Origin of the sequence: Kineococcus xinjiangensis (genome assembly GCF_002934625.1) — a bacterium.
Classification (GTDB): domain Bacteria; phylum Actinomycetota; class Actinomycetes; order Actinomycetales; family Kineococcaceae; genus Kineococcus_A; species Kineococcus_A xinjiangensis.
In genome coordinates this window covers 430,241-454,945 of sequence record NZ_PTJD01000001.1, presented here as the reverse complement: position 1 = coordinate 454,945, position 24,705 = coordinate 430,241, and the positions used below count along the sequence as shown (strand labels likewise).

Sequence of the window (24,705 nt, the reverse complement as noted above, 5' to 3'; positions counted from 1 at the left end):
CGCCATTGTTCCAGCGCCGAGCCGCTGCCCTCCGCAGCCCCACCCCCGGGGCGCGTCTCAGTGCAGTCGCTCGACCGCGAGCTGGACGTCCTTGGCGCTCACCGTGGCGGCGTGGCGGGCCTGGCCGGCGGCGACCTTCGCGGCGCGGCGGGCGTCGCGCGCCAGCCGCTTGCCCCGCCACGTCACCCCCGGCTTGCCGGCCGTGTCGACCGCGGCGAGCAGGGCGGCGCCGAGGAGGCCGGCGTGCTTGAGGAAGGCCCCGAGCTCCTCCGCGCGGCGCTCGGTGTCGCGCGCCGTCCAGAACGGGTGGGCCGCGCAGGCGGTGGGGGCCATGGTCGTGGCCATCACGAGCGCCGACAGCCGCGGCATCCGGCCCAGGGCGAAGAGGGCCCCGGCGCCGGCCATCGCGGCGCCGTTGGCGCGCACCAGGAGCTCCGGGTCCCCGGGCAGGCCCAGCGGGCCGGCGACGGCGTCGGTGACCGGTTCGGCCTGCGGCGCCAGCTCCTTCGCGCGGCGGACCTGGTCGATCCCGCACTTGACGAAGTAGGCGGCGATCAGCGGGCGGGCGAGGCGGCGGACCAGAATCATGGGGGGATGCCTACCGCAGGTTCGTGATCACCGCACCTCCGCTGCCGGAGTCGGTGCCCGATGGCAAGCTGGCCCCCGTGTGCGGGAGGTATGCCCTCAGGACCGGTGCCGCCGACCTCGTGGAGGAGTTCGAGGTCGACGAGGACACCGTCGGCGGCACGCCCGGCAGCGCCGAGGGCGCGCCGGGCCTGAACGTGGCGCCGACGACGTCACCGCCGGTGGTGCTGGAGCGGGTGCCGAAGGGCGAGCCGGAGGCGCTGCCGGTGCGCTCGCTGCGCCGCCTGCGCTGGGGCCTGGTGCCGAGCTGGGCGAAGGACCCCTCCGTGGGCAACCGGATGGTCAACGCCCGGGTGGAGACGCTGCTGGAGAAGCCCGCCTTCGCGAAGGCGGCCGTGGCCCGGCGCTGCCTCGTGCCGGTCGACGCCTGGTACGAGTGGCAGCGCAGCCCGCTGGCGGAGGGCGCCGGCGGCAAGCCGCGCACGCAGCCCTTCGCGGTGCGCTCCCGGGACGGCTCGCGGCTGTCGCTGGCGGGGATCTACGAGTTCTGGCGCGACCGCGACCGCCCCGACGACGACCCGGACCGCTGGCTCGTGTCGTTCGCGATCATCACGACGGAGGCCGAGCCGGGCCTGGACCGGCTGCACGACCGGATGCCGCTGGTCGTCCCCGCGGACCTGCGCGACGCCTGGCTGGAGCCGGAGCGGGCGGAGCCCGAGGAGGTGCGGGAGGTGCTGGAGGCCGTGCCGCGCGACCTCTTCGAGACCGCCCTGGACGCCTTCCCCGTCTCGCGCCGGGTGGGCAACGTGCGGGCGCAGGACCCCGGCCTGCTGGACCCCGCCCCGGCGGCGGAGCTGGAGGGCGTGGTGGACCTGCGGACGGGGGAGGTCATCGGGTCCTGATCCGGTGCGCCCGCGAGCCCGGGCGCCGGGCCGGCCGCGGGACGGCGCTCCGGCAGCGCCGCGCCCCGGAATGGCTCACCCGGCGGCGGCGTTCTGCCGTGCATGCTCCTGGCACGCGATCCGCAGCCGGCCGCCCGTCGCGGACCGGCACGACCCGGCCCCCGGGCGCCGGTCCGACCGCCCTGCGCGGGCGGGCCGCGATGTCGTCCCGGCACCCGCTCACCCGGCGCGGTCGCGGCCTGGCGACTAGGCTCGACGGCGATGACCGAGCAGACCTCCCGGGCCCCCTCGGGCGAGACCGCCGACGAGCGCGCGGCCCGCTTCGAGCAGGACGCGCTGCCCTTCCTCGACCAGCTCTACTCCGCGGCGCTGCGGATGACGCGGAACCCGGCCGACGCCGAGGACCTGGTGCAGGACGCCTTCGCGAAGGCCTACGCCTCGTTCCACCAGTACGCGCCGGGGACCAACCTCAAGGCCTGGCTCTACCGCATCCTGACGAACACGTACATCAACACGTACCGGAAGAAGCAGCGGGAGCCCCAGCAGTCGCACAGCGACGAGATCGAGGACTGGCAGCTCGCGCGCGCCGAGTCGCACACCTCCTCCGGGCTGAAGTCGGCGGAGACCGAGGCGCTGGACCACCTGCCCGACTCCGACGTGAAGGAAGCCCTGCAGTCGATCCCCGACGAGTTCCGCATGGCGGTGTACCTCGCGGACGTGGAGGGCTTCGCCTACAAGGAGATCGCCGAGATCATGGGCACGCCGATCGGGACGGTCATGTCGCGCTTGCACCGGGGGCGGCGGCAGCTGCGCGACCTGCTGCAGGACTACGCGCGGGAGCGCGGCGTGTCGGCCGCGACGCGGGGCGCCGGGGGTGCGGCGTGAACGACGGCGCACAGCCCACGGCGCTCTCCGGGCCCGGGGCCGGGCAGGCGGATCCGCGGCCGGCCGGTGAGAAGCAGGTGTGCCGCGAGGTCCTCGACCGGGCGTTCGAGTACATCGACGGCGAGCTGGGCCCCCTCGACTGCGACAAGATCCGGCGGCACCTGCTGGAGTGCGCGCCCTGCCTGCGGGAGTACGACGCGAGCGAGCACCTCAAGGCGCTCGTGCGGCGAAGCTGCGCCTGCGACGCCGCGCCGCTGGAGCTGCGGGCGAAGATCCTCCTGAGGATCACCGAGGTGCGCGCCACCTACGGGGGCTGACCTCCCAGGACGGCGGAGGGCCCGGCGGTCTCGACCGCCGGGCCCTCCTGCTGCGTGCTGGCTTCCGTCTCCCGGCGGCCGTGTCGGGCCGCCGTGGAGCGCGGAGGGGCCGTCTCAGGCGTTGGGGCGCTTGCCGTGGTTGGCGGCGTTGCCCTTGCGCGAACGGCGCTTGCGGCCTCGCTTGCTCATGCGGGGTCCTCCTTCCGGTCTGCGGCGCCAGGCGGCGGGGCTCGCGCTGGCGGTTCGTGCTGGTGCTGCTGCCATGCTCCCACGTCCGCCCGGGTGATCCCCCGCCCCGCCGGGGGCGGCGGCTGTCAAGGTCCCACCCGGCGGTGCCGATCCACGCGGGGTGACCCTCCTCGACACGGGCTCCGCCCTGGCCATCTCGCCCTTCCTGCAGGCCCTGGTGCAGTTGCGCGGTTCCGACCTGCACCTCAAGGCCGGCTCGCCGCCCCGGGTCCGCATCGACGGCAGGCTCCGCGCCCTCCAGTCGCCGGCGCTGACCCCGGTCGACACGGAGCTGATGCTGGAGGAGATCCTGCGCGCCGACCTGCGCGAGCAGTTCGCCCGCACGAACGAGGCCGACTTCGCCTACAGCCCCGACGGCGGGGGGCGCTTCCGCGTCAACGCCTTCCGTCAGCGCGGCACGGTGGCGATGGTCCTGCGCCGCGTCTCGGTGAGCGCCATCGCCCTGCGCGACCTGGGCGTCCCCGCGGTGCTGGAGCAGCTCTCGCTCGAGCCGCGCGGGCTGCTGCTGGTCACCGGCCCGACGGGCTCGGGCAAGACGACGACGCTGGCGGGGATGATCGACCACATCAACTCCACCCGCGAGTCCCACATCGTCACCATCGAGGACCCCATCGAGGTCATGCACTCGGACAAGCTCTCGATGATCAACCAGCGCGAGGTGCGGCTGGACACGCAGGACTTCGCCACCGCGCTGCGCGCCGCGATGCGCCAGGACCCCGACGTCATCCTCGTCGGCGAGATGCGCGACGAGGAGACCGTCAAGGCGGCGCTGTCGGCGTCGGAGACCGGCCACTTCGTCATGTCCACCCTGCACACCATCGACGCGGCGGAGACCATCAGCCGCATCATCGACTTCTTCCCCCCGCACGAGCAGAAGCAGATCCGCCTGGCGCTGGCCGGTGCGCTGCGCGGCATCGTGTGCCAGCGGCTGGTCCCGCGGGCGGACGGGCAGGGCCGGTGCGTGGTCATGGAGATCTGCGTCAACACCGGTCGCATCGCCGAGGCGATCTCGGACCCGGAGAAGACTCACCACATCACCGACCTCATCAAGGAGGGCGGCTTCTACGCGATGCAGACGTTCGACCAGCACCTGGTGGCGCTGGTCCGCGACGGCGTCGTGACGCTGGAGGACGCCCAGCACGCGGCGAGCAACCCGCACGACCTGCTGGTGGAGCTGCGTCGCCTCGGCCTGGTGGCCTGAGCCGTCACCGCGCCGGGACGGGCTGGGGGCGGGTCCGTCCGGACCCGCCCCCAGCCTCGCCGCCGGCTCCGCCTCAGGCGTGGTGCTCGGACCGCATCCGCGTGAGGAAGGTCCGGGTGCGGTCCTCCTTGGGGGCGCCGAGGACCTCCGCCGGGGTGCCGCGCTCGACGACCACGCCGCCGTCCATGAACACCACCTCGTCGGCCACGTCGCGGGCGAACGCCACCTCGTGCGTGACCACGATCATCGTGGTGCCCTCGGCGGCGAGCTCCTTCATGACCTCGAGCACCTCGCCGACGAGCTCCGGGTCCAGCGCCGAGGTCGGCTCGTCGAACAGCATGAGCTTCGGCTTCATCGCCAGCGCCCGCGCGATCGCCACGCGCTGCTGCTGACCGCCGGAGAGCTGCGAGGGGTAGTTGCCCGCCCGGTCGGAGAGGCCGACCCGCTCCAGCAGCGCCAGCGCCTCCAGCTTGGCCTCCCGCTTCGAGACGCCGCGGACCTGGCAGGGCCCCTCCGTGACGTTCTCCAGCGCCGTCATGTGGGGGAAGAGGTTGAAGCGCTGGAACACCATGCCGATGTCGCGGCGCTGCGCGGCGATCCGCTTGTCCGTCAGCCGGTGCAGGCGCCCGCCGCGCTCCTCGTAGCCGATGAGCTTGCCGTCGACCCAGATCCGCCCGCCGTCGAACGTCTCCAACTGGTTGATGCAGCGCAGGAACGTCGTCTTGCCGGAGCCGGAGGGCCCCAGCAGGCACACGACCTGCCCCCTCTCCACCTGCAGGTCGATGCCCTTGAGGACCTCGACGTGCCCGAACGCCTTGTGGACGTTCAGCGCACGGACGAGCGGCTGCTCCGGGCTCACTTCGCGCCCCCCGTCGCCGCGCCGGCCCCGGCGCCCGCGGCGGCCTTCGGCTTGGGTGCCATCCGCGAGCCGAAGCCGCGCCCGAAGCGCTTCTCCAGGAAGTACTGGCCCACCATCAGCACGCTCGTGGCGGCCAGGTAGTACAGGATCGCCGCCACGAAGACCGGGATGAGCTGGTACGTCGTGCTGCCGATGTTGCGCAGCTGGAAGAACAGCTCCGCCGTCACCGGGATGCCGATGAGCAGCGAGGTGTCCTTCAGCATCGCCGTGACCTCGTTGCCCGTCGGCGGCACGATGACGCGCATCGCCTGCGGCAGCACGATCCGGCGCATCGTCTGCGACCGGGTCATGCCCAGCGCCTCGGCGGCCTCCTGCTGGCCGCGGTCGACGCTGAGGATGCCCGCCCGGGCGATCTCGGCCATGTAGGCCGCCTCCGACAGCCCCAGGCCGATGATGCCGCCGAAGATCGAGCCGACGAGGACGTTGATCTCGGTCTGGCTGAGGGTGAACAGACGCAGCTCACCGGTGCCGAACCAGCGGTCCAGCAGGAAGTCGAACGGGACCCCGATCGAGAGCCCCGTCGCGAACAGCGCGCCGATGCCGCCCGTGAACGTCAGCAGCACCAGGCGCGGGATCCCGCGGAAGAACCACGTGAAGACCCACGAGACACCCGACAGCACCGGGTTCGGCGACAGCCGCATCACCGCGAGGATCACGCCGCCGACGACGCCGACGACCATCGCGCCCAGCGTCACCAGGAGGGTCCCGTAGATGAACCCCTCGATGACCACGCGCTGGTTCATGGCCTCGAAGACGAACGGCCAGTTGAAGACCGGGTTCGTCAGCAGGAGGTGCAGGAACATGGCCACCAGGACGGCGATGACCGCGACGGCCACCCACCGCCCCGGGTGGCGGACCGGGACCGCCTCGATGCGGCCCGGTCGCTCCTCGGCGCTCGCGCCGGCCTGCCCGTCCGCGCTGACGGGAGGCTGCGCACTCACGGGTTGACGGCGAAGTCGTCGATGGCCCCGTCCTCGTTGCCCCACTTCTGCAGGACCTGGGCGTAGGTGCCGTCCTCCTCCAGGGCCTTCAGCGCCTCCGCCACCGCCTCCGCGAGCTCGGGCTGGTCCTTCGGGATGACGATGCCGTACGGCGCCGAGTCGTAGACGTCGCCGACGGCCTCGAGCTGGCCGTTGGTCTGCTTCACGGCGTAGGCGATGATCGGGGAGTCCGCCACCGTGGCGTCGACGCGGTTGGCGACCAGGGCCGCGGTCGCGTCCTGCTGGCTGGAGAACGTCAGGACCTCGATCGCCGGCTTGCCGGCGTCGACGCACTCCTTGTTGCGGGCGGGCAGGTCCTCGTCGGCCTGCACGGTGCCGGTCTGCACGGCCACGCGCTTGCCGCAGGGGGAGGCCGGGTCGAGGCCGGAGGGGTTGTCCGCCAGGGTGGCCCACTGGCTGCCCGCCTCGAAGTAGCTGACCATGTTGACCTCCTTCTTGCGCTCCTCGTTGATCGTGAAGGAGGAGACGGCCGCGTCGTAGCGGTTGGCGGCCACACCGATGATCAGGCTGTCGAACGGCGCGTTGGTGTACTCCGTCTCCAGGCCGAGCTTGGCGGCGACGGCGTTCATGACGTCGATGCCCAGGCCGGCGACCTCGCCGCCCTCCAGGTACTCGTTGGGCGGGTACTCGGCGTTGGTGCCGACGCGCAGCACGCCGGAGTCCTTCAGGGCCTGCGGGAGGGAGTCCTGCAGGGACGTGTCGGCGCTGGGGGCCGCGGCCGAGGAGGTGGGGCTCCCCGTGGAGCCGGGGGAGCTGGGGGCGCCGCTGAGCGAGTCGGAACCGCAGCTGGTGACCGCGAGCGCGGTGGCGGCGACGGTGCCGCACATGAGCAGGAACGACCGGCGATGGGCCACGGGAGAACCTCCTGGTCTGGGACTGAGGGTGGACAGTCTGGACTACTCGACCCGCTGCGTCTGCCCATACTGCGCACCGGTTCCGCACCGAGATGCACTCGCAACACTTCGGTGCGCTGCCCGGCTGCGCACCCTCAGCCCTGCACCGGGACGTCGGCGGTGCGCTCGAGGAGCTGCCGCCCCCCGACGACGAGGGCGTGGTCGACCTCCGCGGTCGCCCGCTCCCCGGCCACGTCCAGCGTCGTGACGCCGTTGGCGAACCACGGCCCGTGCGTCACCCGCCACGAGACCCCGTCGGCCGCCACGCCCGCGGAGCGGGCCAGCCGCGCCAGCACCGAGCGCAGGGGCCGGGTCTCGAAACCCACGATGGCCGCCCGCAGCAGCCGCTCCATCGGGTTGCGGAAGGGCGACATGACGAGCTGGTGCACCGCGGTGCGGGCCGGGTCCACACCGGGCAGGCGGACCTCGGCGGAGTAGCTGCAGTGGACGTCGCCGGACAGCACGAGGACGCTGCGCGGCGCCCCGGCCCGGGCGGGGGAGCACAGCTCGGCCAGCAGGTCGGTGAACTCGGCGAAGGAGGCGCGGAAGGCCGCCCAGTGCTCCAGGTCCGCGGCCTGCCGCAGCCGCTCCCCGGCCCGCGCCCAGCGCCGCCCCCACGCCCCCTCCGCGACGGCCTCGTCCCAGCCCTCCAGGTCGTGCAGCGCGCGCGGCAGGAAGACCGGCAGGGTCGTGGCGAGCAGGACGTGCCGCGGTGCCCGCCCGTCCGCGTCGAGCACCTGCTCGCGCACCCACGCCCACTCGGTCCGGTCGACCATGCGCCGGGCCCGCGGGTCGAGCACGCGCGAGCAGCGGGAGTCCACCGCGACGAGCCGGACGTCGCCGAGGTCGCGGCGGAAGCTCCACCGTGCCGAGGTGGGCTCCGCGTCGGCGCGCCACGCGAAGTCGTCGAGGACGCGGCTGCGCCCGGCGTCGTCGCGCTCGGCGTGCAGCGCCCGCCACACCGGGTCCCTCCCGATGTCGTCGGGGGAGAGGTTGCCCAGGTGCTGGTGCACCCAGTAGCTGGCGAAGGCGCCGACGACCCGGTCGCGCCACCACGGCTGCGCGCTCACCCGCTCCCGCCAGGTGCGGGAGGTGTTCCAGTCGTCGCGCAGGTCGTGGTCGTCGAGGAGCATGCAGGAGGGCACCGTCGACAGCAGCCAGCGCACCTCGGGGGTGCCCCACGTCTCCCGGTACAGCCAGGTGTACTCCTCGAACGTGCCGATCTCGTCGCGCACGTCCGGGTCGGCGTCGAGGCTGTCGCGGTGGGCCTCGCGCAGGCGCCGGCGCAGGGGCTCCGACGGCATGTCGGCGTAGACCTGGTCGCCCACGAGGAGCAGCACGTGCGGCCAGGAGTCCTCCGCGGTCGCGGCCATCCGCAGGGCGAGGGCCGCGAGGGCGTCCGCCCCGAGCGCGCGCAGCTCCGGCGCCGAGTCCCCGCCGGCGCGCCGGCACGAGCCGAACGAGAGCCGCAGGTGCCCCGCGCCGTGCCGCCCGGTCTCGCCGCGGGTGCGGACGGTGCTCGGCGGGAAGGGCGAGCCGGGCCCGCCCGGGCCGTCCTCCGCGGGCCACACCACGTGCCCGTCGAGGCTCACCCGGTAGGGGAGGACCGCGCCCGACGGCAGGCCGCGCACGACGACGAGGGCGTAGTGGTGGCCGTGGACGCCGAAGGTGGGGGCGCGGCCGCTGGAGGCGTCCTCCCCGCCGCCGACGTCTACCACGACCTCGCAGGGGCGGTCGGTCTCCACCCACACCGTGGCGCGGGTCTCGTCGACGTAGCGCAGCAGCGGCCCGAGGACGAGCTCGGGAGGGCCGCCGTGAGCCGCGCTCATGGGGGGGACCCTAGTGCCGCACCCGCCCGGCGCAGGCACCGCCGCGGCCGGGCGGGTGCGCCGGTCAGGGCTGCGGGACGCCCAGCCAGTCGTACCAGCCGCTGTGCAGGACCAGCCACGCCAGCAGGCCGTAGCCCGACTGCCCCGGGTGCACGCCGTCGCCGGCGGCCAGGTCGGCGTACCAGTCCTCGTGGTCGGACAGCGGGCCGAAGGTGTCGACGTAGCTGACCCGGCGGCGGGCGCAGACGTCGGCGAAGGCGTCGGCGAGGTCGCCGATGCGCTCGTTGCGGGCCTCGTCGGTCACGGGCGCCGGCCCCACCACGAGGGCGGGCAGGCCGCGGGCCTCGCACTCGTCGAGGACGTTGGCCAGGTTGAGGCGGCTGCGGGCCAGCGTCGTGCCGCAGTCGAGGTCGTGGTGGCCCAGGCCGATGATCAGCCGGTGCTCGTCGCCGCCGGCGAAGCGGCGGGCGGTCTCCTCCCGCCAGCGCGCCGCGAGTTCCGTGGTGGCCTCCCCGGGGACGCCGAGGGGGAAGAGGGTGACCTCCCGGTCCTCGCGAGGCGTGCGGGCGGCCACCCGGCCGACCCAGCCCAGGGAACGCGGGTCGCCGACGCCGGTCACGAACTCGTCGCCCACGACGCAGACGCGCACGTCGTAGCGGTCCTCTGGGAAGACGCGGTCCTCGCTCACGCCGGGGGCGCTCCTGTCTCGGGTCGTTCGCGGCGTTCGCCGCTCGCCGTTCTCCAGTCCCGGCCGTCGCCGGGGCGCTGCGAGGATATCCGCCCCGCGCCGGGGCCCGGACAGCGCCGGACCGGGCGCCCACCGGTCAGCGCCCGCCCGTCACCACGTGCCGCCCGGGTGGTCGCCGCTGCGCAGCGGACCGCCCCGCGTGGTGGCACCACGCGGGGCGGCCCGGAGCCGTCGCACGTCAGCGGTTGAACGCCTCGTCCACGAGCGCGGCCTGCTCGACCTGGTGCTTCTTGACCGACCCCGCCGCCGGGGAGGCGGAGGCCGGGCGCGAGACCAGCCGCAGCTTGTCGCTGAACTCGTCGGGGGAGTTCATCGCCACGTACTGCCAGGCACCCTGGTTGGCCGGCTCCTCCTGCACCCAGACCAGGTCCGCGCCCGGGTAGCCCGCGGCGACCTCCTGGAGCCGGTCCACCGGCAGCGGCGCGAGCTGCTCGACGCGGACGATGGCGGTCCTCTCGTCATTGCGCGCGGTGCGCGCGGCCAGCAGGTCGTAGTAGACCTTCCCGCTGCAGAAGAGGACGCGGTCCACCGCGCCGCGGTCCAGCGGCTCCACCTCGTCGATGACGCGCTGGAACTCGCCCGTGGTGAAGTCCTCCACCGCCGAGGCCGCGGCCTTCAGGCGCAGCATCGACTTCGGGGTGAAGACGACGAGCGGCCTGCGGGGCCGGGCGTACGCCTGCCGGCGCAGCAGGTGGAAGTAGCTCGCCGGGGTCGAGGGCATCGCCACGGTCATGTTGTCCTCCGCGCACATCTGGAGGAACCGCTCGGGGCGCCCGGAGGAGTGGTCCGGACCCTGCCCCTCGTAGCCGTGCGGCAGGAGCAGCACCACGGAGGAGCGCTGCGCCCACTTCTGCTCGCCCGCGGCGATGAACTCGTCGATGATCGTCTGGGCGCCGTTGAAGAAGTCGCCGAACTGCGCCTCCCACAGCACCAGCGCGTCCGGGCGCTCCACCGAGTAGCCGTACTCGAAGCCCATGGCCGCGAACTCGGACAGCAGCGAGTCGTAGACCCAGAACCGCGCCTGCCCCTCGGCCAGGTGCAGCAGCGGCGTCCACTCCTCGCCGGTGGACCGGTCGATGAGGACCGCGTGGCGGGAGACGAACGTGCCACGGCGGCTGTCCTGCCCGGCCAGGCGCACCGGGACGCCCTCGATGAGCAGCGAACCGAACGCCAGCAGCTCGCCCCAGCCCCAGTCGATGCCGCCCTCGCGCGCCATCTGCTCGCGCTTCTCCAGCAGCTGGCGCAGCTTCGGGTGGACCGTGAATCCCTCCGGCGGGTTGGCCTGCACCCGGCCGATGTGCTCCAGCACCTGCGTGGCGATCGCCGTGCCGCGGGCCGCCGGCCGCGTGGCGTCGTCCGCCTCCTGGGCGCTGGGCCGCTCGAGGCCGCCGCGGTTGTCGCCCTCGTCGTGCCCGTTGGCGCCGGCCTCCTTCGTCTCCGCGAAGGCCCGCTCCAGCTGGGCGGAGTAGTCGCGCAGCGCCTCCTCGGCGTCCTCGACGGTGATGTCGCCGCGGCCGATGAGCTGCTCCGTGTACTGCTTGCGGACGCTGCGCTTCTTCTCGATCAGCGAGTACATCAGCGGCTGCGTCATCGACGGGTCGTCGCCCTCGTTGTGACCGCGGCGGCGGTAGCAGACGAGGTCGATGATGACGTCCTTGTCGAACGTCTGGCGGAAGTCGAACGCCAGCTGCGCCACCCGCACGCACGCCTCGGGGTCGTCGCCGTTCACGTGGAAGATCGGCGCCTGGATCATGCGGCCGACGTCGGTGGAGTACACCGACGACCGCGCCGAGGCCGGCGCCGTGGTGAAGCCGACCTGGTTGTTGATGACCACGTGCACGGTGCCGCCGGTGCGGTAGCCCCGCAGCTGCGACAGGTTCAGCGTCTCGGCCACCACACCCTGCCCGGCGAAGGCCGCGTCCCCGTGCAGCAGCACCGGCAGCACGGGGAAGGACTCCCCGCCCAGCCCGATGCGGTCCTGCTTGGCGCGCGCCACGCCCTCCAGGACCGGGTTGACCGCCTCGAGGTGGGACGGGTTCGCCGCCAGGTACACGCGGGTCGTCTCGCCGGTCTCGGCGGTGAAGGTGCCTTCCGTGCCCAGGTGGTACTTCACGTCCCCGGAGCCCTGCACGGTCCGCGGGTCCTGCACGCCCTCGAACTCGCGGAAGATCTGCGCGTAGCTCTTGCCGGCGATGTTGGCCAGCACGTTGAGGCGTCCCCGGTGGGCCATGCCGATGCAGACCTCGTCGAGGCCCTCGCGCGCCGACGCCGACAGCACCGCGTCGAGCAGCGGGATGACGCTCTCGCCGCCCTCGAGGCTGAAGCGCTTCTGGCCCACGTACTTCGTCTGCAGGAACGTCTCGAACGCCTCGGCGGCGTTGAGGCGGCGCAGGGTGCGCAGCTGCTCCGCGGCGCTCGGCTTGTTGTAGGGCCGCTCCACGCGGTTCTGGATCCACCGGCGCTGCTCGGGGTCCTGGATGTGCATGTACTCGATGCCGGTCGTGCGGCAGTAGGAGTCGCGCAGCACCCCGAGGATCTCGCGCAGCTTCATGTGGGCGCGGCCGCCGAAGCCGCCGGTGGGGAACTCCCGGTCGAGGTCCCACAGCGTGAGGCCGTGGCTCTCGATCTCCAGGTCGGGGTGCACCCGCTGGCGGTACTCCAGGGGATCGGTGTCGGCCATGAGGTGGCCGCGCACCCGGTAGGCGTGGATGAGCTCCTGCACCCGGGCGGTCTTGTTGATCTGGTCGTCGTGGTGCACGGAGATGTCGCGCACCCAGCGGATCGGCTGGTAGGGGATCCGCAGCGCCTGGAAGACGCGGTCGTAGAAGCCGTCCTCGCCCAGCAGCTTGGTGTGGACCATGCGCAGGAAGTCGCCGGACTGCGCACCCTGGATGATCCGGTGGTCGTACGTGGAGGTCAGCGTGATGACCTTGCTGATGGCCATCCGGGCCAGCGTCTCCTCGCTGGCGCCCTGGTACTCCGCCGGGTACTCCATCGCGCCCACGCCGACGATCGCGCCCTGGCCCTTGACGAGGCGCGGCACCGAGTGGACCGTGCCGATCGTGCCGGGGTTGGTCAGGCTGATGGTGGTCCCCGCGAAGTCCGCGGTGGTGAGCTTGCCCGCGCGGGCGCGGCGCACGACGTCCTCGTAGGCGGCCCAGAACTCGGCGAAGCTCTTGGTCTCCGCCTCCTTCACCGACGGCACGAGGAGCTGGCGGCTGCCGTCCGGCTTCGCCAGGTCGATCGCGATGCCCAGGTTGACGTGCGCGGGGCTGAGCACCGCCGGCTTGCCGTCCTCGACCACGTAGGCGGCGTTCATCGCCGGCATCTCGCGGCACGCCTCCACGACCGCGAAGCCGATGAGGTGCGTGAAGGAGACCTTGCCGCCGCGCGCGCGCTTGAGGTGGTTGTTGATGACGATGCGGTTGTCGACGAGGAGCTTGGCCGGGACCGCCCGCACGCTGGTGGCGGTGGGGACCTCGAGGCTGGCCTCCATGTTCTGCACGACGCGCGCCGCGGGCCCCCGCAGCTTCTCGACCGCGCCGGTGCCCTCGACGGCCTCCGGCGCGGGCTTGACGGCCGGGACGCTGCTGCGGGCCGCCGTGCCGTCGCCGCTCGTCGCGGCGGGCTTCGGCGCCGGGGCCGCCGGGCGCTGGGCCGCCGCGCCGGCACCGTTGCCGGAGGAGCTGGCGGCCGGCGTCGACGCGCCCGAGCCGTTCGAGGAGCCGTTCGAGGGAGCGGACGGCGCGCTCGGGGCGGGGGAGTCCGGGGAGGCGGCGGACTCCGGAGAGGAGCTGGGGGACGGGGTGGAGCCCTGGCCGTCCGCCGGGGCGGCGGCACCGGTGCCGCCGTCGCCCTGCGGAGCGGTGCTCGACGTCCCGGCGGGGTTCTCCGCAGGCTGGTAGTCGGCGAAGAAGTCCCACCAGGCCGGGTCGACGGACTGCTTGTCGGCGAGATACTGCTCGTACAGCTCGTCGACGAGCCATTCGTTGGGACCGAAGGTCGTCAGAGGGCCCTCGTGCGAGGAGTTCTGAGGCACGGCGTTGTCGCCTTCTTCCGCGGGGTCGTGGTGACGCCCCGCCAGCCTAGACCTGCTCGCGCTCCGGAAGCGGCCCAGCACCCGTCGTCAGGGCGCCCTCCCCGGGCGGTGTGGGCACCGTCACACCCCGGCCGCCCGCACCGGCCCGGCCGCCGCCTGCGGGGCGTGCAGGGGCAGGTGCACGTCGATGCGGCAGCCCGCACCGTCGGGCTGCGCCGCCACGGCGATGCTTCCGCCGTGCAGCTGCACCGCCCAGCGCGCGATGGCCAGGCCGAGGCCGGTGCCGCCGTCCGGTCGCGACGTGCCCCGGTGGAAGCGCTCGAAGACGCGCTCGCGGTCGGCGTCGGCGATGCCCGGTCCCTCGTCCGAGACGGAGATGCGCACCACGTCGCCCAGCAACCGGCCGGAGACGGTGACCGTGCCGCCCTCCGGGGAGTGCCTGGAGGCGTTGTCCAGGAGGTTGGCCACCACCTGGTGCAGCCGCTCCGCGTCCGCGCTCAGCACGATCCCCGGCGGCTCCACGTCCACCACGAAGTCCACGCCGCGCCCCGCCAGCGACATCGCGTCCACCGCCTCCTGCAGGAAGGGCCGCAGCGCCACGTCGTCACGCACCAGGGCCGTCTTCCCCGCGTCCACCCGCGACAGGTCCAGCAGCTGCTCCACGAGGCGGCCCAGCCGCTCCGTCTGCGCCAGCGCCGTGCTCAGCACCTGCGGCTCCGGCTGCGTCACGCCGTCGACGACGTTCTCCAGCACCGCCCGCAGCGCCGAGACCGGCGTGCGCAGCTCGTGGCTGACGTTGGCGACCAGCTCCCGCCGCTCCCGGTCGACAGCCTCCAGGTCCTCCGCCATCCGGTTGAAGGCGACCGCCAGCTCCCCGACCTCGTCGTGGCTGGTCGAGCGCACCCGGCGGCTGTAGTCGCCCGTCGCCATCGCGCGGGCGGCGGCCGTCATCTCCCGCAGCGGCGACGTCATGCCCCGCGCCAGGAGCTGCGTCACGACCAGGGCGGCGACGATCGCGGCGGGCAGCGTGTAGCGCGGGCCGATCTGGTTGTGCAGCCCCGCCCAGACCAGCAGCGAGGAGACGGTCACCGTCACGGCGACCAGCACCCCGAGCTTGACCTTCAGCGACTGCAGCGGGTCCAGCGGGCGCACCTCCGTCCAGCCGGCCCGGGCGGAGCGGCCGTGCCCCGTGAGCCGCGCGGCGGCGTGCCCCGCCGCGGCCGCCCGCCCGCCCGCCGCGGTCTGGCCCTGAGGTGCTCCCGCCGGACTCACGGGGTCCCGGCCGGCTCGAACGCGTAGCCCACCCCGTGGACCGTGCGCACCAGGTCCGCGCCGAGCTTCCGCCGCAGCGCCTTGACGTGGCTGTCGACGGTGCGGGTGCCGGAGGCGTCGACCCAGTCCCAGACCTCCTCCAGCAGCCGCTCGCGCGTCAGCACCGTGCGCGGCGACGACGTCAGGCAGACGAGCAGGTCGAACTCGGTGGGGGTCAGGTGCACCTCGCGGCCGGCCCGACGGACCCGCCGCTGCGCCCGGTCCACCTCCAGCTCCCCGTCGGAGACGGGGAAGCGCAGCGGCGCGTTCTCGGGGCCGGGCCCCGCCCCGCCGGCCAGCAGCCGGGCGCGCTCCACCCGGCGCACCAGGCCGTTGACCCGCGCGGACAGCTCCCGCATCGAGAAGGGCTTGGTCATGTAGTCGTCGGCGCCCACGCCGAGCCCGACGAGCTTGTCCGTCTCGTCGTCGCGGGCGGTCAGCATCAGCACCGGCACCGGCCGCGCGGCCTGCACCCGGCGGCAGACCTCGAGGCCGTCGAAGCCGGGCAGCATCACGTCGAGCACGACGACGTCGGGGGAGACCCGCTCGCACAGGGCCACCCCGCTCGGGCCGTCGGAGGCCACCTCCACGACGTAGCCCTCCGCCCGCAGCCGCGTCGCGACGGCCTCCGCGATCGTCGGCTCGTCCTCCACGACGACCGCCCTGCGCCCGCCCGCACCAGCTCCGGCGCCGGGCCCGGCGGTGCCGGCAGCGGGGGGACGGTGGGGGTCGACGGTGCCCGGGGTGCTCATGCGGGAAGGGTAGGACCTGCCGGGCGCCCCTCCCCGGGAGCGCGGCCGGGCGTGCGCGGTTCCTCCGCAAACCCTGCGCAGGCCGCAGCCGGCGCGGGGTGGGGGCGCCCCCGCACGCCTACCATCGACGACGTGCGGTTCCTCCACGGCCACCACCCGGCCTCCGACCTGACGTACAACGACGTCTTCCTCGTCCCGTCGCGCTCCTCGGTGACGTCGCGCCTCGACGTCGACCTCTCCGGCGACGACGGCACCGGCACCACCATCCCCCTGGTGGTGGCGAACATGACCGCGGTCAGCGGCCGCCGGATGGCAGAGACCATCGCCCGCCGCGGCGGGCTCGCGGTGCTGCCGCAGGACGTCCCCCTCGACGTCGTCGCGGAGGTCGTGGCCTGGGTCAAGCAGCGCCACCCGGTCTTCGAGACCCCGGTGCGGCTGGCGCCCACCGACACCGTCCACGACGCCCTGCACCTGCTGCCCAAGCGGGCGCACGGCGCGGCCGTCGTCGTGGCCGGCGACGCGGTCGTGGGCGTCGTCACCCCCGCGGACTGCGAGGGGGTGGACCGCTTCACCCGCGTCGACCAGGTCATGAGCGCCGCGCCGGTGGTGCTCGACGCCGACCAGGTCGAGCGCGACGGCCTGGAGGCCGCCTTCGAGCAGCTGCACGCCGCCCGGCGCCGCTTCGCGCCCGTGGTGCGCGCGGGCCGCCTCGTCGGCGCCCTGACCCGCACGGGCGCCCTGCGCTCGACGGTCTACCGCCCCGCCCTCGACGACACCGGGCGACTGCGCGTGGCCGGGGCGGTCGGCATCAACGGCGACGTGGCCGCCAAGGCGCAGGCCCTGCTGGAGGCGGGGGTGGACGCGCTCGTCGTGGACACCGCCCACGGCCACCAGGAGAAGATGCTCGACGCCCTGGCCGCCGTGCGCGCCCTGCAGCCGCAGGTGCCGCTCGTGGCGGGCAACGTGGTCACCGCCGAGGGCGTGCGCGACCTCGTCGCCGCGGGCGCCGACATCTGCAAGGTCGGCGTCGGCCCCGGCGCCATGTGCACGACGCGGATGATGACGGGCGTCGGCCGGCCGCAGTTCTCCGCGGTCCTCGAGTGCGCCGCCGCCGCGAAGGAGCTGGGGGCGGCGGTGTGGGCCGACGGCGGGGTGCGCCACCCGCGCGACGTCGCCCTCGCCCTGGCCGCGGGCGCCAGCCAGGTCATGGTGGGTTCCTGGTTCGCGGGGACCAGCGAGAGCCCCGGCGACCTCATCATCGGCACAGACGGGCGGGCGTACAAGGAGAGCTTCGGCATGGCCTCGGCCCGGGCCGTCGCCGCCCGCACCCGCGGCGACAGCCCCTTCCAGCGGGCCCGCAAGGGGCTGTTCGAGGAGGGCATCTCCACCTCCCGGATGCACCTGGACCCGCACCGGCCCGGCGTGGAGGACCTCCTCGACCAGATCACGGCCGGGGTCCGCTCCGCCTTCACCTACGTCGGTGCCCGCACCGTCGCCGAGTTCGCCGAGCGCGCCGTCGTGGGGCTGCAGTCCTCCGCCGGCTACGACGAGGGGCGGCCGCTGCCCGCCGGCTGGTGACCGGCGGGGCCGTCACGCTCCGCCTGAGGGTCCGAGAGGGCGGCCCCGAGGTCCCCGGCCAGGTAGCGCTGCAGGGTCGGCCCCACGGCGGCCACCACCGCCGCCGCCGGGGCCGATGCCAGCGGCTCCAGGCCGATGACGTACCGCGTCACGGCCAGGCCCATGAGCTGCGACGCCACGAGCGAGGCCCGCACGTCGCGCTCGGTCGCGGGCACGCCCAGGTCCGCCAGCAGCGGGCGCAGCACCCGCGCGAGGAGGAACTCCCGGACGAGGCGCGCCACCAGCGGGTTGGCCGCCGCGGTGCGCAGCAGGGCGGCGGCGCCGGCGCCCGCGGGGGAGTCCCACACCCCGAGGAACGTCGTCACGAGGCGTTCGCCGGCACCGTCCGGCCCGCCCGCGGCGACCGCGGGCATGAGCTCCGCGGGGTCGGCCGGCGCGCGCACGGCCGCGAGGAACAGCCGCTCCTTGCTGCCGAAGTGGTGGTGCAGCAGTGCGGGGTCCACGCCCGCGGTGGCGGCGATGCGGCGCATCGAGGTGGCGTCGTAGCCGCCCTCGGCGAACGCCTCCCGGGCGGCGGTGAGGATCTGCTCCCGCGTCCGGGAGGGGTCGCCCGGCCGCCGACCGCTGCGCCTGCCGACCACCCCGGCTCCTCTCGGCCCGCGCCGCCGCGGTGCGGGCGGCGGCTCCGTCATCCCACCACAGCGCGGTGGCGGCGCCGCCGGGACCGGGGGCCCGCCCGCGGTGCGTGCCGGTGCGGCCGGGCGACGCCGGGCCTAGGATCGGCAGGGCCATGAGCTCATCTCCCGGGCCGCTCGGCGGCCGCCTCCCGCACCCCCGCCGCTCCTGCTCCCGCAGCGGAGCGACCCCGTGATCGAGTGGCTGCTGCTGCTCGCGGGCGTCCTCCTCACGATCGGCACCGCGATCTTCGTGGCGGCGGAGTTCTCCCTCGTCACGCTGGACCGGCCCACCGTCGAGCGCGCCGTGGAGCGCGGCGACGCCCGCGCCGGCGCCGTCCTGCCTGCGCTGCGGACCCTGTCGACGCAGCTGTCCGGCGCGCAGGTCGGCATCACGCTGACGACGCTGCTCGTGGGGTTCCTCGTCGAGCCCTCCCTCGCCGCCCTGCTGCGCAGCCCGCTCGCCGCCGTCGGCATCGAGGGGCCCGGCGCGTCCTCCGTGGCCGTCGTGGTCGCCGTGGCCCTGGCGACCGCCTTCTCCATGGTCGTGGGGGAGCTGATCCCCAAGAACCTCGCGCTGTCCCTGCCGCTGCCCACCGCCGGCGTGGTGGCACCCCCGCAGCGCGCCTTCACGTGGGCGATGCGCCCGCTCATCGCCGTGCTCAACGGCAGCGCCAACCGCTTCCTGCGCGCGGTGGGCGTCGAGCCGCAGGAGGAGCTCTCCAGCGCCCGCTCCGCCTCGGAGCTGGCCTCGCTCGTGCGCCGCTCCGCGGAGCAGGGCACCCTCGACCCCGGCACCGCGAACCTGCTGGCGCGCACGCTGATCTTCGGCGACCAGACCGCCGCCGACGTCATGACCCCCCGCGTGCGGGTGCAGGCGGTGCGCCGGGAGGACAGCGTGGCCGACGTGGTGACCCTGGCCCGCTCCAGCGGCCACTCCCGCTTCCCCGTCATCGGCGAGGACCTCGACGACATCGTCGGCGTCGTCCACCTCAAGGCCGCCGTCTCGGTGCCGCCGGAGCGCCGGGCCGACGTCCCCGCCGCCGCGATCATGCTGGAGGCGCGCCGCGTCCCCGACACCCTGCGCCTGGACCCGCTCCTGCTGCAGCTGCGCGAGCGCGGCCTGCAGCTGGCCGTGGTCGTCGACGAGTACGGCGGCACGGCCGGCGTCGTCACCCTCGAGGACCTCGTCGAGGAGATCGTGGGCGAGGTCGCCGACGAGCACGACCGCGACCGCGGCGGGGTCCGCCAGCACCGCGACGGCACCTGGTCCGTGCCCGGGCTGCTGCGCCCGGACGAGGTGCGCGACCGCCTCGGCGTCGAGGTGCCCGACGACCCCGCCTACGAGACGCTCGGCGGCTTCGTGATGGCCCGGCTGGGACGCATCCCGGCCGTCGGGGACGAGGTCGTCGCCGACGACGCCGTCCTGCAGGTGGTGCGGATGGAGGGGCGACGGGTGGACCGGTTGCGGGTGCGGCGCGGGCAAGGCGGCCAGGAGGGCGTCGAGCCCGGGCAGGCGGGGGCACGGCCGGGTGCCGGCGCCCCGCACCGCCCGGCGGGTGCCCACGCGGCCCGGGGGCACCTCGACCTGCGCACGGCCCACCGCCCGAGCGGTGCCACCCGCGTCGACCGGGAGCAGGTGCGCCGGTGAACGAGCTGACCGCCCTGGCCGTGGGCGTCGTCCTGCTGCTGGGCAACGCCTTCTTCGTCGGCGCCGAGTTCGCGGTGCTCTCCGCCCGCCGCAGCCAGATCGAGCCGCTGGCCGCCACCAGCGGCCGGGCGCGGCAGACGCTGACCGCGATGGAGCAGGTCTCCCTCATGCTCGCCACCTGCCAGCTCGGGATCACCCTGTGCTCGCTCGGCCTGGGCGCGGTGGCCGAGCCGGCGCTGGCCCACCTGCTGGAGCCGGTGTTCGCCTCCCTCGGCGTGCCCGCCGGGCTGCTGCACCCGGTGGCGCTGGTGCTGGCGCTGACCGTCGTGGTGTACCTGCACGTCGTCGTCGGGGAGATGATCCCGAAGAACCTCGCCATCGCCGGGCCGGAGCGCTCCGCGCTGCTGCTCGCCCCGCCGCTGCTGGCGCTGGGCCGGCTCCTCGGCCCGGTCATCCGCGCCCTCAACGGCATCACGAACGCGGCGCTGCGCCTCGTGGGCGTGGAGCCGAAGGACGAGGTGGCCTCGGCCTTCACCGCCGAGGAGGTGCAGTCGATCGTCGCCGAGAGCCAGCGCGAGGGCACCCTGGAGGACACCCAGGGCCTGCTGTCCGGGGCCCTGGAGTTCTCCGAGCGCTCCGTCGGCGACCTCGCGGTGCCCCTGGACCGGCTGGTCACCGTGGCCGTCGGCGCCACTCCGCAGGACGTGGAGTCCCTCGTGGCGCGCACCGGCTACAGCCGCTTCCCCGTGCAGGACGCCCACGGCGACCTCGCCGGCTACCTGCACCTGAAGGACATCCTCTACGCCGACGACGAGCGCTACACCCAGCCGGTCCCCGACAAGCGGGTCCGCTCGCTGGTGACGCTCGGTGCGGCGGAGGAGGTCGAGGACGCCCTGGCCTCGATGCGCCGCAACGGTTCGCACCTGGCGCGGGTCGTCGATCCCAGCGGTCGCGTCGCGGGGGTGGTGTTCCTCGAGGACGTCCTGGAGGAGCTGGTGGGCGAGGTCCGCGACGCCACCCAGCGCGCCGCGGCCCGCTGACGGCACAGGACCTCCACGAGCGCTGCACCCGCCGGTCCCGGCGGCGGCCCGGGCGCGGGTGCGGCCGGTGCGAGGATGGGACCGAGATGAGCGCGCAGACCCCTCCGCCCACCCAGTCCCCCCGCGATCCGCGACGCGGTGCGGCCGCGCCCCCCGTCCCGGCACCCCGGGAGCAGGGCGACGTCGGAGCCCCGGCGGGACCGGCTCCGGAACCGGCTCCGGCCACGCTCACCCTCAACTGGGTGCAGATCGTCGGCGGCGCGCTGGCGGCCGTGACCGCGGCGGTGCTGCTGTCGACGCTGAGGTCCCTCGGGTGGGTGGGGACCCTGCTGGGCGCCGGGATCGGCAGCCTCGCCGCCTCCGTCGGCACCGCCGTCTACGCCCACTACCTCGCCCGCAGCCGTCAGCGCCTCGTCGAGGCGGCCCGGCGCGCGCGGCGGGGTTCCGGCGGGCCGCCGGACGCCGAGGCGGAGGCCGTCCTGCGGGAGGCCCTGCGGCAGGAGCGCGCCGTCGCACCGCGCGGTTCGCGTGCGCTCCGGTACGGGGCCGTGCCCGCGGTGGGCGCGTTCCTGCTGGCCGTCGCGGTCATCGCGGGGTTCGAGTTCGCGACCGGGCAGTCCCTGGCGGCCCGCACCGGCGGCGCGGAGCGGGATGCGACCTCCACGGAGCAGCGCGTCGACCGCGGCGTCTTCGGCGTTCCCCTGCAGCGCTCCGTCCCGGCGCCAGCGGAGCCCGCTCCGACGGGCCCGGCCACGGACCCGGCGGTCGAGCCGTCCGCGTCGCCCACCGGCTCGCCCGGCGCCTCGACGAGCACGTCCCCCAGCACGTCCCCCAGCACGTCCGGCAGCCCGTCCTCGGGCGGTGCGCCGACCGGGACCCCCGGGCCCTCCGCCACGTCGGGCACGCCCGCCCCGGCGCCCGGCTCGGACTCCGGGCCCACCAGCACCACGACCGCCGACCCGGCGGGCAGCGCACCGGACCAGCCGGCCCCGGAGCCGCCGCTGCCGTGACGGCCGCCGCGCCGGGCGGAGGGCGCCGGCTCAGCCGGCGGCGACGGCGCTGCGCCGGCGCGCGGTCGGCACCACGAGCGGCCCACCCGTCTCGGGGTCGGGGACCACGACGCACGGCAGCCCGAAGACCCGCTCGACGAGCTCGGCGTCCACCACGTCGGCGGGCGCGCCCTGCGCCTCCACGCGCCCGTCGCGCATCGCCACGAGGTGGGTGGCGTAGCGGCAGGCGTGGTTGAGGTCGTGCAGCACGGCGACGAGGGTGCGGCCCTGCTCCTCGTGCAGCTGCGCGCACAGGTCGAGGACCTCGATCTGGTGGGCGATGTCGAGGTAGGTGGTCGGCTCGTCGAGCAGCAGGATGGGCGTCTCCTGCGCGAGGGCCATCGCCAGCCACACCCGCTGCCGCTGCCCGCCGGAGAGCTCGTCCACGCAGCGCTCGGCGAGGGCCTCGACCCGGGTGGCGGCCATCGCCTCGGCCACGGCGCGCTCGTCGTCGGCGCTCCACTGGCGCAGCAGCCGCTGGTGCGGGAACCGCCCGCGGGCCACCAGGTCGGCCACGGTGATGCCGTCGGGGGCGGTGGCCGTCTGGGGGAGCAGCCCGAGGCGGCGGGCGACCTCCTTCGACGGCAGGGAGCCGATCACCTCCCCGTCGAGGAGCACCGCGCCGGAGCGGGGCCTGAGCATCCGCGCCAGGGCCCGCAGGGTCGTCGACTTGCCGCAGGCGTTGGGGCCGACGATCACCGTGAAGGAGCCGTCGGGGATGTCCAGGTCCAGGCCCTCGACGACGGTGCGCTGCTCGTAGGCGAGGGTCAGGTCCTGCGCCCGCAGCCGCGGCCCGGGCAGCGGCTCGCTCGCGCGGAGGGGGCGGGAGGGTCGGGGCATGCGCGGATCCGTCCTGGGCGGGGGAGGGGGGCCGGTCGGGGACGCCGCCGGGCGTCGGGAGGCGCTCATCCGCGCCCCCTGCGCCACTGGCCGACGAGCAGCCAGGCGAGGTAGGCGCCGCCCACCGCCCCCGTCATGACGCCGACGGGGAGCTGGGCGGGGGCGATCACGCGCTGGGCGGCGACGTCGGCGAGGAGCAGCAGCGCGGAGCCGGTGAGGGCGGCGGCCACGAGGCCGCTGCCGGGGGTGCGGGTGAGGCGCCGGGCGATCTGCGGCGCCGCCAGGGCGACGAACAGCACCGGCCCGGCGGCGGTGGTGGCTCCCGCGGTGAGGGCCACGGCGACCAGCACCGCCGACGCCTGGACGAGCTGGACGCGCACGCCCAGGGCGGCGGCGAGGTCGTCGCCCATCTCCAGCAGCGTCAGGTGCCGCCCGACGAGCAGGGCGGCGGGGACGAGCACGACCATCCCGGCGGCCAGCGGCGCGACGTGCTCCCAGCCGCGGCCGTTGAGGCTGCCCGTCAGCCACAGGTGGGCCCCCATGGCGTCCTCGATCTTCGCCCTGGTGAGGAGGTAGTGGATGCCCGCCTGCAGCATCGCGGCGAGCCCGATGCCGACGAGGACCAGCCGGTACCCGGAGGCGCCGCCGCGCAGGGCCAGCAGCCACACCAGCACGGCGGTGCCGAGGCCGCCGGCGAGGGCGCCGAGCACCACGGTCGGGCCGGACCAGCCCAGGAGCAGCAGCACCACCAGCGCACCGAGGGCGGCGCCCTCGTTGAAGCCCACCACGTCGGGGCTGCCGAGCGGGTTGCGGGTGAGCTGCTGGAAGAGCCCGCCCGCCACGGCGAGGGCGGCGCCGACGGCGATCGCGGTGACCAGGCGGGGCAGCCGCAGGCCGAGGACGATGAACTCCGCGCCGCCGTCGCCGCGGCCGAGGAGGGTCGCGACGACGTCGGCCGGCGGCAGGGGGAACTCGCCGGTGGTCAGCGCCAGCACCGCGGCGCCGAGGATGACGGCGGTCAGGGCCAGGCAGACGAGCGTGCTGCGGGTGCGCCGGGCGGCGCGGCGGCGGGCGGGCGGGGCCGGGCGGGGCCGGGTGGCGGTGGGGGCGCTCACAGGCGTGCCAGCCGGCGGCGGCGCACGAGCGCGATGAACACCGGCGCCCCCAGGACCGCGGTGACGATGGACACCGGCAGCTCCCCGGGGCGGACGACGACGCGGCCGAGCACGTCGCTGAGGAGGAGCAGGACCGGCGCCAGCAGCACGCAGTACGGCAGCACCCAGCGCTGGTCGGGTCCGGTCACGGCGCGCACGGCGTGCGGCACCGCCAGCCCGATGAACCAGAGCGGGCCGGCGGCGGCGGTCGCGGCCCCGCAGAGCAGGGTCACCGCGACGGCCGTCAGCACCCGCGTGCGGCCGGTGGCGGCCCCCAGGGCGCGGCTGGAGTCGTCGCCCAGGGCGAGTGCGTTGAGCGCACGGCCCTGGCTGAGGGCCAGGACGGTGCCGACGACGAAGAACGGCAGCAGGCCGGTGAGCTCGTCCCAGCCGTGCCCGGCGAGGGAGCCGACCTGCCAGAACCGGTACCGGTCGAAGGTCTCGCGGTCCAGCAGGATCAGGGAGCTGGTCCAGGCGTTGAGGGCCGCGGTGATCGCGACACCCGCGAGGGCGAGCCGCACGGGGGTGGCCCCGCCGCGGCCGGTGGCGCCGAGCGCGTAGACCACGACGGAGGCGAGCGCGGCCCCGGCCAGCGCGGACCAGCCGACGGCGGCGGCGCTCGCCAGCCCCAGCAGCCCGACGGTGGTGGCCATGGCGGCGGCGGCTCCGGCGTTGACCCCGAGCAGGCCGGGGTCGGCCAGGGGGTTGCGGGTGAGGGCCTGCATGAGGGCGCCGGCGAGGCCGAGGGCGGCGCCGACGAGGATGCCGAGCACCGTGCGCGGCAGGCGCAGCTCCAGGACGACGACGGCGTCGGCGGAGGTGTCGGTGCCGGCCAGCGCGGCGAGGACGGTGCCCAGCGGCACCTGCCGGGCGCCCACGGCGAGGCTGAGCCCGGCGGCGACGGCGAGCAGCGCCACGGCCACGAGGAGCCCGGCGCTGCGCGCTCCGGCCGAGCGCACCCGCGCGGGGGCGTCCTCGGGAGGGGGCGCGTCCGCGGGTGGCCGGCCGCCGCGGAGGCTGGTGATGGTCGCCACCCGGTGAGGTTAGCCTGACCAACACTGACGGGTGGTGCGCCGTCGCCGCCCGGT

At 75.2% G+C, this 24,705-nt stretch carries 22 protein-coding genes; 8 read left to right on the top strand and 14 right to left on the bottom strand.

The window, feature by feature from the left end:
* Nucleotides 1-57 precede the first annotated feature (57 nt).
* Nucleotides 58-588, bottom strand: a complete 531-nt coding sequence (locus tag CLV92_RS02085) for a DoxX family membrane protein (RefSeq protein ID WP_104431078.1) — start codon at nucleotides 586-588, stop codon at nucleotides 58-60.
* A gap of 23 nt (nucleotides 589-611) precedes the next feature.
* On the opposite strand from CLV92_RS02085, the gene CLV92_RS02080 reads away from it, so the two are divergent.
* The 3 genes from CLV92_RS02080 to rsrA all read left to right on the top strand — a co-directional run bounded on the left by CLV92_RS02080 (nucleotide 612) and on the right by rsrA (nucleotide 2,689).
* A complete protein-coding gene (locus CLV92_RS02080; RefSeq protein ID WP_211290773.1) occupies nucleotides 612-1,487 on the top strand; it encodes an SOS response-associated peptidase in 876 nt (291 codons plus the stop codon).
* A gap of 102 nt (nucleotides 1,488-1,589) precedes the next feature.
* Complete coding sequence (locus CLV92_RS02075; RefSeq protein WP_425433549.1) at nucleotides 1,590-2,372, top strand: sigma-70 family RNA polymerase sigma factor; 783 nt, start codon at nucleotides 1,590-1,592, stop codon at nucleotides 2,370-2,372.
* Entirely contained in the window at nucleotides 2,369-2,689 is a 321-nt protein-coding gene (gene rsrA, locus CLV92_RS02070) for a mycothiol system anti-sigma-R factor (protein ID WP_211290772.1), read from the top strand. The genes CLV92_RS02075 and rsrA overlap by 4 nt, the downstream gene beginning before the upstream one ends.
* 114 nt (nucleotides 2,690-2,803) lie before the next feature.
* On the opposite strand, the gene CLV92_RS23180 is transcribed toward rsrA, so the two are convergent.
* Nucleotides 2,804-2,878: a 50S ribosomal protein bL37 gene (locus CLV92_RS23180; protein ID WP_099052597.1), complete on the bottom strand. Its 75-nt coding sequence runs from the start codon at nucleotides 2,876-2,878 to the stop codon at nucleotides 2,804-2,806.
* A gap of 160 nt (nucleotides 2,879-3,038) precedes the next feature.
* On the opposite strand from CLV92_RS23180, the gene CLV92_RS02065 reads away from it, so the two are divergent.
* Entirely contained in the window at nucleotides 3,039-4,139 is a 1,101-nt protein-coding gene (locus CLV92_RS02065) for a type IV pilus twitching motility protein PilT (protein ID WP_211290771.1), read from the top strand.
* Between the two features lie 73 nt (nucleotides 4,140-4,212).
* Here the strand turns inward: CLV92_RS02065 and CLV92_RS02060 are convergent, their stop codons facing one another.
* From CLV92_RS02060 to CLV92_RS02025, 8 genes are all read right to left on the bottom strand, one after another.
* Nucleotides 4,213-4,998, bottom strand: a complete 786-nt coding sequence (locus CLV92_RS02060) for an amino acid ABC transporter ATP-binding protein (RefSeq protein WP_104431076.1) — start codon at nucleotides 4,996-4,998, stop codon at nucleotides 4,213-4,215.
* The gene (locus CLV92_RS02055) at nucleotides 4,995-5,999 is read right to left on the bottom strand and encodes an amino acid ABC transporter permease (RefSeq protein WP_245886329.1); all 1,005 of its coding nucleotides are present in this window, start codon (nucleotides 5,997-5,999) and stop codon (nucleotides 4,995-4,997) included. Before CLV92_RS02055 ends, CLV92_RS02060 begins: the two co-directional genes overlap by 4 nt.
* Nucleotides 5,996-6,913 carry an ABC transporter substrate-binding protein gene (locus CLV92_RS02050; protein ID WP_245886328.1) on the bottom strand — a complete coding sequence of 306 codons (918 nt, stop codon included), beginning with the start codon at nucleotides 6,911-6,913 and terminating at the stop codon, nucleotides 5,996-5,998. Before CLV92_RS02050 ends, CLV92_RS02055 begins: the two co-directional genes overlap by 4 nt.
* A gap of 134 nt (nucleotides 6,914-7,047) precedes the next feature.
* The gene (locus tag CLV92_RS02045; protein WP_104431075.1) at nucleotides 7,048-8,781 is read right to left on the bottom strand and encodes a DUF7800 domain-containing protein; all 1,734 of its coding nucleotides are present in this window, start codon (nucleotides 8,779-8,781) and stop codon (nucleotides 7,048-7,050) included.
* A 64-nt stretch (nucleotides 8,782-8,845) separates the two neighbouring features.
* Nucleotides 8,846-9,469: a GDSL-type esterase/lipase family protein gene (locus CLV92_RS02040; RefSeq protein ID WP_104431074.1), complete on the bottom strand. Its 624-nt coding sequence runs from the start codon at nucleotides 9,467-9,469 to the stop codon at nucleotides 8,846-8,848.
* A 238-nt stretch (nucleotides 9,470-9,707) separates the two neighbouring features.
* A complete protein-coding gene (locus CLV92_RS02035; protein ID WP_104431073.1) occupies nucleotides 9,708-13,568 on the bottom strand; it encodes a multifunctional oxoglutarate decarboxylase/oxoglutarate dehydrogenase thiamine pyrophosphate-binding subunit/dihydrolipoyllysine-residue succinyltransferase subunit in 3,861 nt (1,286 codons plus the stop codon).
* 120 nt (nucleotides 13,569-13,688) lie between these two features.
* Nucleotides 13,689-14,840: a sensor histidine kinase gene (locus CLV92_RS02030; protein WP_211290770.1), complete on the bottom strand. Its 1,152-nt coding sequence runs from the start codon at nucleotides 14,838-14,840 to the stop codon at nucleotides 13,689-13,691.
* Nucleotides 14,837-15,631: a response regulator transcription factor gene (locus CLV92_RS02025; protein ID WP_104431072.1), complete on the bottom strand. Its 795-nt coding sequence runs from the start codon at nucleotides 15,629-15,631 to the stop codon at nucleotides 14,837-14,839. The genes CLV92_RS02030 and CLV92_RS02025 overlap by 4 nt, the downstream gene beginning before the upstream one ends.
* Nucleotides 15,632-15,763: 132 nt before the next feature.
* Here CLV92_RS02025 and CLV92_RS02020 point away from each other — a divergent pair, with 132 nt between their 5' ends.
* Nucleotides 15,764-17,209, top strand: coding sequence for a GuaB1 family IMP dehydrogenase-related protein (locus CLV92_RS02020; RefSeq protein ID WP_104431071.1), 1,446 nt, complete (start codon nucleotides 15,764-15,766; stop codon nucleotides 17,207-17,209).
* On the opposite strand, the gene CLV92_RS02015 is transcribed toward CLV92_RS02020, so the two are convergent.
* Nucleotides 17,173-17,901 (bottom strand): TetR/AcrR family transcriptional regulator, encoded by a 729-nt coding sequence (locus tag CLV92_RS02015; protein WP_104431070.1) that lies wholly within the window; start codon nucleotides 17,899-17,901, stop codon nucleotides 17,173-17,175. The genes CLV92_RS02020 and CLV92_RS02015 overlap by 37 nt on opposite strands.
* A gap of 175 nt (nucleotides 17,902-18,076) precedes the next feature.
* On the opposite strand from CLV92_RS02015, the gene CLV92_RS02010 reads away from it, so the two are divergent.
* From CLV92_RS02010 to CLV92_RS02000, 3 genes are all read left to right on the top strand, one after another.
* A complete protein-coding gene (locus CLV92_RS02010; protein ID WP_104431069.1) occupies nucleotides 18,077-19,534 on the top strand; it encodes a hemolysin family protein in 1,458 nt (485 codons plus the stop codon).
* Nucleotides 19,531-20,574, top strand: coding sequence for a hemolysin family protein (locus CLV92_RS02005; RefSeq protein ID WP_104431068.1), 1,044 nt, complete (start codon nucleotides 19,531-19,533; stop codon nucleotides 20,572-20,574). The genes CLV92_RS02010 and CLV92_RS02005 overlap by 4 nt, the downstream gene beginning before the upstream one ends.
* 86 nt (nucleotides 20,575-20,660) lie before the next feature.
* Nucleotides 20,661-21,584, top strand: a complete 924-nt coding sequence (locus CLV92_RS02000; protein WP_104431067.1) for a hypothetical protein — start codon at nucleotides 20,661-20,663, stop codon at nucleotides 21,582-21,584.
* 30 nt (nucleotides 21,585-21,614) lie between these two features.
* Here the strand turns inward: CLV92_RS02000 and CLV92_RS01995 are convergent, their stop codons facing one another.
* From CLV92_RS01995 to CLV92_RS01985, 3 genes are all read right to left on the bottom strand, one after another.
* Nucleotides 21,615-22,463 (bottom strand): ABC transporter ATP-binding protein, encoded by an 849-nt coding sequence (locus CLV92_RS01995; protein WP_104431066.1) that lies wholly within the window; start codon nucleotides 22,461-22,463, stop codon nucleotides 21,615-21,617.
* A gap of 65 nt (nucleotides 22,464-22,528) precedes the next feature.
* Nucleotides 22,529-23,578: a FecCD family ABC transporter permease gene (locus CLV92_RS01990; RefSeq protein ID WP_104431065.1), complete on the bottom strand. Its 1,050-nt coding sequence runs from the start codon at nucleotides 23,576-23,578 to the stop codon at nucleotides 22,529-22,531.
* Nucleotides 23,575-24,651 carry a FecCD family ABC transporter permease gene (locus tag CLV92_RS01985; RefSeq protein WP_245886326.1) on the bottom strand — a complete coding sequence of 359 codons (1,077 nt, stop codon included), beginning with the start codon at nucleotides 24,649-24,651 and terminating at the stop codon, nucleotides 23,575-23,577. Before CLV92_RS01985 ends, CLV92_RS01990 begins: the two co-directional genes overlap by 4 nt.
* Nucleotides 24,652-24,705: the final 54 nt, after the last annotated feature.

Excerpts from the sequence above, each read along its gene's own strand:
- CLV92_RS02000 (WP_104431067.1), top strand. The coding sequence starts at position 20,661 with ATGAGCGCGCAGACCCCTCCGCCCACCCAGTCCCCCCGCGATCCGCGA.
- CLV92_RS02085 (WP_104431078.1), bottom strand. The coding sequence starts at position 588 with ATGATTCTGGTCCGCCGCCTCGCCCGCCCGCTGATCGCCGCCTACTTC.
- CLV92_RS02025 (WP_104431072.1), bottom strand. The coding sequence starts at position 15,631 with ATGAGCACCCCGGGCACCGTCGACCCCCACCGTCCCCCCGCTGCCGGC.
- CLV92_RS01995 (WP_104431066.1), bottom strand. The coding sequence starts at position 22,463 with ATGCCCCGACCCTCCCGCCCCCTCCGCGCGAGCGAGCCGCTGCCCGGG.
- CLV92_RS02075 (WP_425433549.1), top strand. The coding sequence starts at position 1,590 with ATGCTCCTGGCACGCGATCCGCAGCCGGCCGCCCGTCGCGGACCGGCA.
- CLV92_RS02045 (WP_104431075.1), bottom strand. The coding sequence starts at position 8,781 with ATGAGCGCGGCTCACGGCGGCCCTCCCGAGCTCGTCCTCGGGCCGCTG.
- CLV92_RS02015 (WP_104431070.1), bottom strand. The coding sequence starts at position 17,901 with ATGACGGAGCCGCCGCCCGCACCGCGGCGGCGCGGGCCGAGAGGAGCC.